The organism is Oscillibacter sp. KLE 1728 (assembly GCF_934833455.1).
Classification (GTDB): domain Bacteria; phylum Bacillota; class Clostridia; order Oscillospirales; family Oscillospiraceae; genus Oscillibacter; species Oscillibacter welbionis.
Window position 1 is genome coordinate 1 of the sequence record NZ_CAKVVF010000013.1, and the last position, 11,490, is coordinate 11,490.

An 11,490-nucleotide genomic window follows, 5' to 3' on the forward strand; every position below is an offset into this window, starting at 1 on the left:
AGAAGGAGGAGCCCATGGACCGGCACACCTCCTTCCGCATCGGGGGGCCGGCCCGGCGCATGGCTTTTCCGGAGCGGGGAGAGCAGCTGGTGCTGCTGCTGGACATGGCCGCCCGCTGCGGCGCCCGTCCCCTGGTGATGGGCAACGGAACCAACCTGCTGGCCCCGGACGAGGGGCTGGACCGGCTGGTGATCGACACCTCCGCCGGCCTGAGCCGAGTGGAGGCCGGCGGGACACCGGGGACCATTCTGGCGGAGGCGGGGGCCTCCCTGGCCCGGGTGGCGGATTTCGCCTGCCGGCAGGGGCTGGCGGGCCTGGAATTCGCCCACGGCATCCCGGGCACGGTGGGCGGCGCGGTGTGCATGAATGCCGGCGCCTACGGCGGGGAGATGGCCCAGGTGGTGCGGGAGGCAACCCTGCTGCTGCCGGAGGAGGGCATCCGGACCCTCACCGGGGCGGAGATGGCCTTCGGCTACCGCCGCAGCTTTCTGACGGATCACCCGGATGCGGTGGTGCTGCGGGCGGAGTTCTGCCTGACGCCCGGCGACCCGGCGGCAATCCGGGGCCGGATGAAGGAGCTGCTGGAAAAGCGCAGGGCCAGCCAGCCGCTGGAGTTCCCCAGCGCGGGCAGCACCTTCAAGCGGCCGGAGGGCTATTACGCCGGGACGCTGATCGACCAATGCGGCCTGAAGGGGCTGACGGTGGGCGGCGCCCAGGTCAGCGAGAAGCATGCGGGCTTTGTCATCAACCGGGGCGGCGCCACCTGCGCCGACGTGAAGGAGCTGATCCGCCAGATCCAGGAGCGGGTCTTTGCGCAGGCCGGCGTCCGGCTGGAGCCGGAGGTCCGGATCATCGACTGAGAAAGGGGCGGTGCGGACATGGAAATCCTCATCATCTCCGGCCTCTCCGGGGCCGGGAAGAGCAAGGCGGCCTCCTTTTTGGAGGACATGGGCTTTTATATCGTGGACAATATGCCCGCCGCCATGATCCTGAAATTCGCGGAGTTCTGCGCCGGGGGCAACGGCCGCTACGACCGGGTGGCCCTGGTGTACGACGTGCGGACGGCCAGCTCCTTCACGGAGCTGTTCGACGTGCTGGATAAGCTGAAGGACATGGAGGCCCAGTGCCGGATGCTGTTTCTGGAGGCCGCGCCGGAGGTCATCATCAAGCGGTACAAGGAGACCCGCCGCCGCCATCCCCTGGCGGCAGACACCGACTCCCTGGAGGAGGCGGTGAAGAAGGAGAGGGCCATGATGGCCCCCGTCAAGGAGCGGGCGGACTTTGTCATCGACACCTCCCGCACCTCCACCGCCCAACTGCGGGGAGAGCTGCTGCGCCTCTTCGGCCAGGAGGGGGAGAAGGAGGGAATGACGGTGAGCGTCACCTCCTTCGGCTTCAAGTACGGCCTGCCTCTGGAGGCGGATCTGGTGTTTGACGTGCGGTTCATGCCGAATCCCTTCTATATGGAGGACCTGCGTCCCCGGACGGGGCTGGACCAGGCGGTGGCGGACTATGTGTTCCACTTCCCACAGACCCAGGACTACATGCGCCGTTTGGAGGACCTGCTGGCCTTCTCCCTGCCCCTGTACGCGGAGGAGGGAAAGACCTCCCTCACCATCGCCGTGGGCTGCACGGGGGGGCACCACCGGTCCTTGGCGGTGTCCCATGCCCTGGCGGGCTTCATACACGGCCTGGGCTATCATGTGCTGGAGAACCACCGGGACATGTCCCGGGGAGGCTGAGCCGTGATGGAGCAGTAATACCGCGTCCCCCGGGCCCATGGCCCCAAGGTGGCCGTCATCGGCGGCGGCCACGGCCTGTCCAACATGCTGCGGGGACTGAAGCAATATACGGAGAACATCTCCGCCATCGTCACGGTGGCGGATGATGGCGGCGGCTCCGGCATGCTGCGCCAGGACCTGGGGATGCCTCCGCCGGGGGACATCCGCAGCTGTATGGAGGCCCTGGCAAACACGGAGCCGGTGATGCGGGAGCTGCTCCACTACCGCTTCACCGAGGGGAGCCTGGCGGGGCAGAGCTTTGGCAACCTGTTTCTGGCGGCGCTGAACGGCATCTCCCCGTCCTTTGACGCGGCGGTGCGCCGCATGAGCCAGGTCCTGGCCATCACCGGACGGGTGCTGCCGGTGACCACAGCGGACGTCCAGCTGGAGGCGGAATTTGAGAACGGCGCCACGGTGGTGGGGGAGTCCAAGATCTTTTACTGCAAAAAGCAGGAGGACTGCCGCATCCGCCAGGTGCGTCTGATCCCCTCCCGGCCCAAGGCCCTGCCGGAGGCGGTCTCCGCCATCGCCGACGCGGATATGATCGTCCTGGGGCCCGGCAGCCTGTACACCAGCATCATCCCCAATCTGCTGGTGGATGGCATCGTGAAGGCGATCCGGGAGTCCGACGCCCTGAAGGTCTATGTCTGCAACGTCATGACCCAGGAGGGTGAGACGGAGGGCTACACCGTATCCGACCACATCGCCGCCATCTTCGCCCATTCGGCGCAGGGCCTGTTCCGCCTGTGCCTCACCAACTCCTCGCCCATCCCCAAGGCGGTGGCCGCCCGGTACGCGGAGGAGGGGGCCGAGCGCATCCGCTGCGACAAGTCCGCCTGCGCGACCCTGGGCGTGGAGGTCGTGGAGCGGCCGGTGGCCACGGTGGAGAGCGGCTTTGTCCGCCACAGCTCCGCGGCCCTGGCCCGGGAGCTGATCCTGCTCCATGCGGAGCGGAGCGTCCGGATCGCCGGTGCCCGATTCCGCCCCCGGGAGGACGCCTACCAGATGGAGGAGCAGAAATGAGCCCCACAATTACCCAGAGTTGGAGGAGACCCACCCATGTCCTTTTCCTTTGAAGCCAAAAACGAGCTGTGCCGCCTGCCGGTGCAGAAGCTGTGCTGCGCCCGGGCGGAGGCCTACGGCATCCTGCTGTACTGCAACACCTTCAGCGCAAGCGAGGTGCGGATCATCACCGGGAACCCCGCTCTGGCTGCCCGGCTTCCCAAGCTGTTTCACCGGGCCTTCGGCCTGCGGTTCGACCGGCTGCCGGAGGAGGGGGAGAGCGGCAAGCTGGTGTTCCAGATCACAGACGGCGGCAAGCTCCGCCGGATCGTGGACCTGCTGGGCTTCAGCCCGGAGCAGAACCTGGCCCTGCACATCAACTTCGGACTGCTGGAGGAGGAGTGCTGCCGGGCGTCCTTCCTGCGGGGGGTGTTCTTCGCCGGGGGCAGCGTCACGGACCCGGCCAAGCGGTACCACCTGGAGCTGGCGACCTCCCACCTGCAGGTGAGCCGGGAGCTGGAGGTGCTGCTGCGGGAGTGCGGCTATCCCCCCAAGAGCGTGGCCCGCAACGGCAGCTTCATCACCTACTTCAAGCAGAGCGACCAGATCGAGGACTTCCTGACGCTGATCGGCGCGCCCGTGGCCGCCATGAGCGTCATGTCCGCCAAGCTGGAAAAGGACCTGCGCAACAGCGTTAACCGCCGCCTCAACTGCGACAGCGCCAATCTGGACAAGGCGGTGGAGGCGGCCCAGGAACAGCTGGAATCGATCCGGAAGCTCCAGCGGGCGGGCCTCCTGGACCAGCTACCGGACAAGCTCCAGCTGACGGCGGCCCTGCGGCTGGAGAATCCGGAGCTGACCCTCAGTGAGCTGGCGGAGGAGTTTGACCCGCCGGTGACCAAGTCCTGCCTGAACCACCGTCTGCGGAAGATCACCCAGTTGGCAAAAGGACTATAAAGTAAATGCGCTTTACAATTTATCAAAGAAAAATTGGAGGAATATACAATGGATCGCTGTGCGGCAGCCTATGCATATCACAAACAGGGGTATAACTGTGCCCAGTCTGTGGCCGGGGCCTTTGCGGACCTGACGGGCACGGCGCCGGAGCAGCTGATGGCCGCCATGGGCGGCTTCGGCGGCGGCGTGGGCGGCAGCCATGAGGAGCTGTGCGGCGCCGTCAGCGGCGGCGTGCTGGTGCTGAGTCTGCTGCACCCCCATACGGACGGAGAGGACAGGGCCGGAAAGGTGCGCCTCTACGCCCAGGCCAAGGAGTTCCGCCGCCGGTTCCAGGAGGTGTTCGGCCTGACCCGGTGCGGAGACCTGCTGCGGGCCCGGCCCGGCGTCACAGAGAGGAACCCGGCCTCCCAGCGGCTGGGAGTCACCGCCCACTGCGACAACATGATCGTCACGGCTGTGGAGATCCTGGAGCAGATGCTGCAGGAGGAGCCCGCATGACCTGGGCAGAGCTGTATTCAGAGGCTGCGCGGCCCACGCTGGAGGAAATCGACGCCTATGCGCATACGCCCCTTTGGCCGCAGCTGCGCGCGTATCTGGCGGCGGCCTATGGGGCGGGACCGCGGCTGGAGTACAGCCGGTGCGGTCTGGAGCCGGGATGGAATGTGAAGTTCCGCAGGGGCAGCAAGTCTCTCTGCACGGTCTACCTGCGGCCTGGGTTTGTGACGGCCATGGTTTCTGTCGCGCCCAAGGATGAGGAGGCCGCCCAGATGGTCCTGCTCACCTGCACGGCAGAGACACAGGCGGTCTACCATCGGTCCGCTGCATCCAAAATGGGCCACTGGCTCATGCTGGACATCACGTCACCGGAGATGCTGGAGGATGTGAAAGCTCTGCTGGCCGTGCGGGTCAAGCCCGCAGAGTGAGCACCCCGCCCTTTGCAAGGACGGCGCGTGCGATTTTGGAAAGGAACATGCTATGTCTTTTGTCCATCTCCACGTTCATACGGAATTCAGCTTATTGGACGGCGCCTGCCGCATCCGGGACCTGCCCGGCATCGTGAAGGCCATGGGCCAGACCGCCTGCGCTGTCACGGACCACGGCGTCATGTACGGTGCCGTGGACTTTTACCGCGCCTGCAAGGCGGAGGGGGTCAAGCCTATCATCGGCTGCGAGGTGTACGTCACCCCCCAGGGCCGGACCCGGTTCGACAAGGTCCACGAGCTGGACGCGGAGAGCCGCCATCTGGTGCTGCTCTGCGAGAACGAGGAGGGCTACCGGAACCTGTCCTACCTGGTGTCCATGGGCTGGACAGAGGGCTTCTATATCAAGCCCCGGATCGACCTGGAGCTGCTGCGGCAGTACAGCGGGGGACTGATCGCCCTGTCGGCCTGCCTCGCCGGGGAGATCCCCCGGCGGCTGCGGAACGGGGAGTACGAGAACGCCAAGGCCTATGCCCTGGAGCTCTCCCACATCTTCGGCCCGGACCGCTTCTATCTGGAGCTCCAGGACCACGGCATCCGGGACCAGGCCATCGTGAACCAGGGCATCCTCCGCATCCACCGGGAGACGGGGCTGCCTATGGTGTGCACCAACGACGCGCACTACCTCCGGAAGGAGGACGCGGAGGCCCACGATGTACTGCTGTGCATCCAGACCGGCAAGACCATCGACGACGAGAACCGGATGCGCTATGAGCCCCGGAACTTCTACCTCCGCAGCGAGGAGGAGATGGCGGCCCTGTTCGCGGGCTACGAGGGCGCGCTGGAGAACACGTCGAAGATCGCCGACATGTGCAATCTGGACTTTTCCTTCGGCAAGTACCACCTGCCGGAATTCCGGCTGCCGGAGGGGTACGACAGCTTTTCCTATCTGAAAAAGCTCTGCGATGAGGGCTACCGGGAGCGGTATGGAACGGACGACCAGTACCGGGACCAGCTCCGGTACGAGCAGGACATGATCGAGAAGATGGGCTTCACCGACTACTTCCTGATCGTCTCCGACTTCGTCCGCTATGCCAGAAGCGCAGGCATCCCCGTGGGTCCCGGCCGGGGCAGCGCCGCGGGCAGCATGGTCAGCTACTGCCTCCACATCACGGACATCGACCCCATGAAGTACAACCTGTACTTCGAGCGGTTCCTGAACCCGGAGCGGGTCAGCATGCCGGATATCGACATGGACTTCGGCGACACCCGCCGGGGCGAGGTGGTGGACTACGTCCGCCGGAAGTACGGGGATGACCACGTGGCCCAGATCGTCACCTTCGGCACCATGGCCGCCCGGGGCGTGATCCGGGACGTGGGCCGGGTGATGAACATGCCCTATGCCGACGTGGACGTGATCGCCAAGCAGGTGCCCGCCGGGCCCGGCGCCCTCCACATCACCCTGGACGACGCCCTGCGCCTGTCCAAGCCCCTGCGGGAGCAGTACGAGACCGATGAGCAGGTGAAAAAGCTCATCGACACCGCCAAGGCCCTGGAGGGGATGCCCCGCCACGCCTCCACCCACGCCGCCGGCGTGGTCATCACCAAGCGGCCGGTGTACGAGTACGTGCCCCTGGCGAAGAACGACGACGCCGTGGTGTGCCAGTACGTCATGACCACCCTGGAGGAGCTGGGCCTCCTGAAGATGGACTTCCTGGGGCTGCGGAACCTGACGGTGCTGGATGACGCGGTGAAGATGGTCCAGGAGCGCCTGCCGGACTTCAAGCTCTCGGACATCCCGGAGGACGACCCGGAGACCTTTGAGATGATCTCTGCCGGCAAGACCTCCGGCGTGTTCCAGATGGAGTCCGCGGGCATGACCGGCGTGTGCGTGGGCCTGCGGCCCCAGAACATCGAGGACATCACCGCCATCATCGCGCTCTACCGCCCCGGCCCCATGGACTCCATCCCCCGGTTCATCGCCTGCAAGCATGACTCCAGCAAGATCAAGTACCTCCACCCGTCCCTGGAGCCGATCCTCTCCGTCACCTACGGGTGCATCGTCTACCAGGAGCAGGTGATCCAGATCTTCCAGCAGCTGGCGGGATACTCTCTGGGGCAGGCGGACATGGTGCGCCGGGCCATCTCCAAGAAAAAGGCCGCCCAGATCGAGAAGGAGCGGGAGGCATTCCTCCACGGCGATCCGGAGCGGAACATTGCGGGCTGCGTGGCAAACGGCATCCCGGAGGAGACGGCCCAGGCCATCTATCAGGATATCTACGACTTTGCCAACTACGCGTTCAACAAGGCCCACGCCGTGTCCTACGCGGTGGTGGCCTATCAGACCGCCTGGTTCAAGTGCCACTACACCCGGGAGTACATGGCGGCGCTGCTGACCAGCGTGCTGGACAACTCCGACAAGGTGGCGGGCTACATCAGCGAGTGCCGGGACTGCGGCATCGCCCTGCTGCCGCCGGACATCAACCGCTCCGCCGACCGCTTTACTGTGGAGGAGGGGGGCATCCGCTTCGGGCTGGTGGCCATCAAGAACATCGGCCGGGGCTTTATCCAGGCGGTGATGCGGGAGCGGGAGCAGGCGCCCTTCACGTCCCTCTACGACTTCTGCGACCGAATGGCGGGCAGCGACATCAACAAGCGGGCGGTGGAGAACCTGATCCGCTCCGGCGCCTTCGATGCCCTGGGGGCCAGGCGGTCCCAGCTGATCCAGGTGTACGAGTCCGTCATGGACGCGGTGGCGGACAGCCGCCGCCAGAACTTGGAGGGGCAGATGGATTTCTTCTCCCTGGCGGACGGCAGCAGCGGCGGGAGAAAGAATGTGAAGGAAATCCCCTTGCCGGACATCGACGAGTACACCCCCGAGGAACGGATGCTGATGGAGAAGGAGACCACGGGCCTCTATCTCTCCGGCCACCCCATGGACCAGTACCGGGAGGCGGTGCGGCGGCTGGGGGCGCCCACTATCGGCTCCATTCTGGGAGACTTCGCCCAAGAGGGCGGCCCCACACGGTTCGCCGACGACCAGCGGATCACCATCTGCGGCATCGTCACCTCCAGCAAGACGAAGACCACCCGCAACAACTCCCTGATGGCCTATGTGACGGTGGAGGACGACACCGCCTCCATCGAGCTGCTGTGCTTCGCCCGGGTGCTGGAGTCCTGCGGGCCGTACCTGAAGGAGAACCAGGCAGTGGTGGTGAAGGGGCGGCTCTCCGTCCGGGACGAGAAAGCGCCCCAGATCCTCTGCGACAGCGCGTATCCGCTCTCTGCCGCAGGCGCTCCGGCGGCGGAAGGGCAGGCCGCGAAAGCGCCGGATCAGGTGCTGTACCTGAAGTTCCCTAGCCTGGACCACCCCAGCGTGCGCCACATGAAGCTGGTGTTCCAGATGTTTCCCGGCAACGCCGCTGTGAAGATGGTGATGGCGGACACCCGCAAGGTCTACGGCACCCATGCAAGCCTCCACGAGGCCCTGCTGCAGGAGGCCCGGGAGACGTTGGGGGAGGCCAATGTGGTGGTGAAATAGAACGGAACGCCCGTGTCCAAAAGGACACGGGCGTTTTTCATTCACAAGCGCCGTTTCAGCTTCAAGACCAGCTCCACAACCCCGGCGCCCAGGGTCAGGCAGGCGGCCTGGATGGTCCAGAGCATTGGCCCTTCACTGCCGGGGATGGGGATTGTGCTGGCCCAGAGGAAAAGGATCAGGGCCAAAGCTGCCGCCCCCGCTGTCAGCAGCCAGCCGCGCCGCCAGCGGCGCAGCAGCCAGCGGAACAGCAGACCGGCCAGAAGGGGGAAGACCGCGACGAGCATCCAGTTCCATACGATCTGAAGCAAGAGAATCCCTCCTTATCTCCCAAAACGGGCCGACAGGCCGTGAAGCGGGGACCCGGCGGCCAGGAGGAGCCCCCTCGCCGCCCCTCCTTACGGGGCCTCGTCCTCGGGCTCGGAGGACATCAGGGCCCGCATGATCTCGCCGTACAGCCGCTCCGGGGATTTCTGGAACCGCTCCGTCAGCATGGCGGCCATGTCCTCCCGGGGGATGGCCAGCCGCAGGTCCATCACGCTGCCCATGTCGTCCGACAGCTCCAGCCGCACCGTGTAGGTGCCGTTGGGCCGCTTCTCCGTGGAGGCCTTCACCTGGCTCTTGCGCCGCAGGTGGCGGTTGCAGGCCGCCAGGTTCTTGTCGCACCGCAGCCGCACGGAGTAGGGGAGGCTGGACTCGCAGATCCGGCTGTTCCGCAGGCCCTTGTCGGTGATGGCGTACAGCCCGTCCGCAGACAGCGTCAGATGCTCAGTCCGCACCAGATCGGAGAGGCACTCGGCAAAGTCGAAATAGTCCACGCCCTCGTCGCACATGGCCAGATCCCACACGGTATCAAAGGGAATCGGCTCGATCACCCGGGCGGTGATATACAGAATCAGAAACTTGATCTCCAGCTTGTCATGGATAAAGCCGGGCATCCGCGTCACCTCCTTGGAATGGGATTGGATACAATTGTATTATACCGCAGGACCGCCGGGTTTGTATAGTCCGAATTTCCCCGCCGCCGCACCAATGGGAGCCGGGCGCATACACTGGATTGAAAGAGCTTCTCTTTCATCCAGCTACTTATTAGGAGGTATTGCAATGCCCGAGAAAGTTATGCCCGGTCCCGTGGAGGACTCCTGCGGCATCCGGGAGGCGGTTTGCATCCATACCAGGAAGATTTTTGATTCCTGCCGCGATAAGGACTGCATCGAGGACCTGCGGTTTTACCCCAAGCTGCAGTGTGTGGACATCATCAACCGCGCCCTGTCCGTGAAGGGCGGCAGCGCCAAGCTGCTGTACGTCTATGTGGATGTGGAGCCCGTCAGCTTCAACCGGGGCTTCTACACCGTGGATATGCGCTTCTTCTACCATGTGACGCTCCAGGCCTATCTCAGCTGCCCGGTGCCGGTGACGGTGGAGGGCCTGTGCGTCTTTGACAAGCGGGCCATCCTGTTCGGCAGCGAGGGGAACGCCAAGATCTTCTCCTCCGAGATGCGGGCCGGAGAGCCGGATCCCCAGATGATGCAGCGGTCCAACACGCCCATCGCCGTGGTGGAGGCCGTGGACCCCATCGTACTGGACGCCCGCATCATGGACTGCTGCTGCAAGCGGGACTGCGACTGCGACCTGTGTGAAATCCCCACCTTCGTGGGCGACTGCTTCGGCGGGGAGCTGTCCAGCGGGGACGACAGCCGACGGATCTATGTGACCCTGGGCCAGTTCTCCATCGTCCGGCTGGAGCGGGACACCCAGCTGCTGGTGCCCGTCTACGACTACTGTATGCCCGACAAGGAGTGCGCCTGCGGCGACGGCTGCGAGGACCCCTGCGCTCTGTTCCGGAACATCTCCTTCCCGGTGGGCGAGTTCTTCCCGCCCAACACCGTCAAGCGGCCGGAGAGCTGCGACGACATCAAGAGCTGCTGCAAGTGAGCGGCAGACCAACAGGACCCCGGCTGCTTGCCGGGGTCCTGTTTTGCTACATCCTGTGCCGGTACCAGAGGGTGAGGCCCCATTCCAGAAGCCCCCAGGCGAGGCAGAACCCAACCAGCCCCCAGGTGATCCACATGGGCAGCTCCAGAAAGCGGGCATAGGCCGCGCCGAAATACAGGACCGCGCCCTGCATGACCCGGGCGGCCCGGGCCGCCGCCTTTTCGCAGATCATGGTGTTCCGCTCGTCGTGCTGTTCTTTGTAAGCCTGAACGAGTACCGGGTCGCGAATCCGAATGACCTGACACAGCAGGGAGCCGAGGGAACCGCCCACCAGTACGGACCCACCCGCAGCCAGCAGAGCAAAGACGGGCTTGGGGAGATGCTGGGGGGATTGGAGCGGGACCGCGCACAGCAGAAGCCCCGCCGCGATCAACAGCAGATACCAGCGCTTTTTCATCCCGGCGCACCCCTTACATCTCCCGCTCGTAGCGGATCATGAGATACAGCTCCAGCACGGATTTGGCTACGAAGACACCGGTGGCAGCCAGGGGGACCCACAGGGGCGCATCCAGGCCGATGGAGAGCCATGCCGCCGCCAGAACGCTCCACTGGAGGACCTCGCCGGACACGGCCTTGGCCCGGTTCCGGATAGCCACATTCCGCTCGTCTTTTTGTTCGATGTCGTGCTGCCGGGCCATCTCCGGGTGCTTCGCCTCGTGGCGGAGGTTCAGCAGGGTGGACCCCGCCATGGCCAGCAGGCCGGAGCCTATGCCGCAGAGCATCCCGCCCAGGGAATCGGGCACCCGGCCGTCCAGCAGCAGGGACAGGACCAGCAGGACGATGCCCACGGCCAGAAGTCCCTGGAACAGGCGCTTTTTTTGTGTGCGGTTCATACAGAGTCCCTCCTTCAATACTGACGGCGGTACCAGACGGTGAACATCCAGTCCAGAAGCAGTTTTACGCAGGCCAGAGTCAGCAGGATGAGGCTGACCCACTTGGGCACGCCGAAGAAGTACAGGTAGGCAGCGCCGAACAGCAGCAGCCACAGCAGCACGTCCCCGGCCCGGGCCCTGGCCATGGCCCGGATCATGGCGCCCCGCTCGTCGTGGTCCTCCCGGTCCCGCTCCCGCCGGGCGGGGTCCAGGTCTCGGGTGGACAGCAGCTCCGCCATGGCGCAGAAGAACAGGAGGCCGCCTGCAAGGCCAAAAAACCCCGGCACAGCGGCGGGAGCGGCGGGAAACGTCCGCGCCGCCCAGAGGGCGGCCCCCGCTAGCAGCGCCCCCGCCGCGGCGGCCGAGAGATACCAGCGTGTGTTCCGCTTCATGACAGCGCCTCCTCACATCTTCCGCTGGAGCCA

At 65.4% G+C, this 11,490-nt stretch carries 13 protein-coding genes; 8 read left to right on the forward strand and 5 right to left on the reverse strand.

Translation table 11 applies throughout. The annotated features are described in order from the left end of the window. From murB to QVE23_RS02520, 7 genes are all read left to right on the forward strand, one after another. A partial coding sequence (gene murB, locus QVE23_RS02490; protein WP_287967527.1) for a UDP-N-acetylmuramate dehydrogenase occupies nucleotides 1-860 on the forward strand: 860 nt, incomplete at its 5' end. 18 nt (nucleotides 861-878) lie between these two features. Continuing rightward, nucleotides 879-1,742 (forward strand): RNase adapter RapZ, encoded by an 864-nt coding sequence (gene rapZ, locus QVE23_RS02495; protein ID WP_287967528.1) that lies wholly within the window; start codon nucleotides 879-881, stop codon nucleotides 1,740-1,742. 48 nt (nucleotides 1,743-1,790) lie between these two features. After that, nucleotides 1,791-2,804 (forward strand): gluconeogenesis factor YvcK family protein, encoded by a 1,014-nt coding sequence (locus tag QVE23_RS02500; protein WP_287967529.1) that lies wholly within the window; start codon nucleotides 1,791-1,793, stop codon nucleotides 2,802-2,804. 36 nt (nucleotides 2,805-2,840) lie between these two features. Then, entirely contained in the window at nucleotides 2,841-3,740 is a 900-nt protein-coding gene (gene whiA, locus QVE23_RS02505) for a DNA-binding protein WhiA (protein ID WP_119310935.1), read from the forward strand. A 48-nt stretch (nucleotides 3,741-3,788) separates the two neighbouring features. After that, a complete protein-coding gene (locus tag QVE23_RS02510; protein WP_021750233.1) occupies nucleotides 3,789-4,238 on the forward strand; it encodes a C-GCAxxG-C-C family protein in 450 nt (149 codons plus the stop codon). Further along, complete coding sequence (locus QVE23_RS02515; RefSeq protein WP_287967121.1) at nucleotides 4,235-4,663, forward strand: DUF3788 domain-containing protein; 429 nt, start codon at nucleotides 4,235-4,237, stop codon at nucleotides 4,661-4,663. The genes QVE23_RS02510 and QVE23_RS02515 overlap by 4 nt, the downstream gene beginning before the upstream one ends. 52 nt (nucleotides 4,664-4,715) lie before the next feature. Next, on the forward strand, nucleotides 4,716-8,201 hold the full coding sequence (locus tag QVE23_RS02520) for a DNA polymerase III subunit alpha (RefSeq protein ID WP_267288337.1): 3,486 nt from the start codon (nucleotides 4,716-4,718) through the stop codon (nucleotides 8,199-8,201). Nucleotides 8,202-8,242: 41 nt separating this feature from the next. Here the strand turns inward: QVE23_RS02520 and QVE23_RS02525 are convergent, their stop codons facing one another. Together QVE23_RS02525 and QVE23_RS02530 are read right to left on the reverse strand one after the other, a co-directional pair. Next, entirely contained in the window at nucleotides 8,243-8,509 is a 267-nt protein-coding gene (locus QVE23_RS02525) for a hypothetical protein (protein WP_036630864.1), read from the reverse strand. Between the two features lie 87 nt (nucleotides 8,510-8,596). Continuing rightward, on the reverse strand, nucleotides 8,597-9,136 hold the full coding sequence (locus QVE23_RS02530; RefSeq protein WP_021750237.1) for a DUF4364 family protein: 540 nt from the start codon (nucleotides 9,134-9,136) through the stop codon (nucleotides 8,597-8,599). Between the two features lie 166 nt (nucleotides 9,137-9,302). Here QVE23_RS02530 and QVE23_RS02535 point away from each other — a divergent pair, with 166 nt between their 5' ends. Next, nucleotides 9,303-10,133: a hypothetical protein gene (locus QVE23_RS02535; protein ID WP_021750239.1), complete on the forward strand. Its 831-nt coding sequence runs from the start codon at nucleotides 9,303-9,305 to the stop codon at nucleotides 10,131-10,133. Nucleotides 10,134-10,179: 46 nt separating this feature from the next. Here QVE23_RS02535 and QVE23_RS02540 read toward each other — a convergent pair whose 3' ends face one another. From QVE23_RS02540 to QVE23_RS02550, 3 genes are read right to left on the reverse strand one after another with little or no spacing between them, the layout of a single operon-like run. Next, nucleotides 10,180-10,590, reverse strand: coding sequence for a hypothetical protein (locus tag QVE23_RS02540; protein WP_287554370.1), 411 nt, complete (start codon nucleotides 10,588-10,590; stop codon nucleotides 10,180-10,182). A gap of 13 nt (nucleotides 10,591-10,603) precedes the next feature. Next, complete coding sequence (locus tag QVE23_RS02545; protein ID WP_276896986.1) at nucleotides 10,604-11,026, reverse strand: hypothetical protein; 423 nt, start codon at nucleotides 11,024-11,026, stop codon at nucleotides 10,604-10,606. Nucleotides 11,027-11,040: 14 nt separating this feature from the next. Beyond that, complete coding sequence (locus QVE23_RS02550) at nucleotides 11,041-11,457, reverse strand: DUF2178 domain-containing protein (protein ID WP_276896988.1); 417 nt, start codon at nucleotides 11,455-11,457, stop codon at nucleotides 11,041-11,043. Nucleotides 11,458-11,490: the final 33 nt, after the last annotated feature.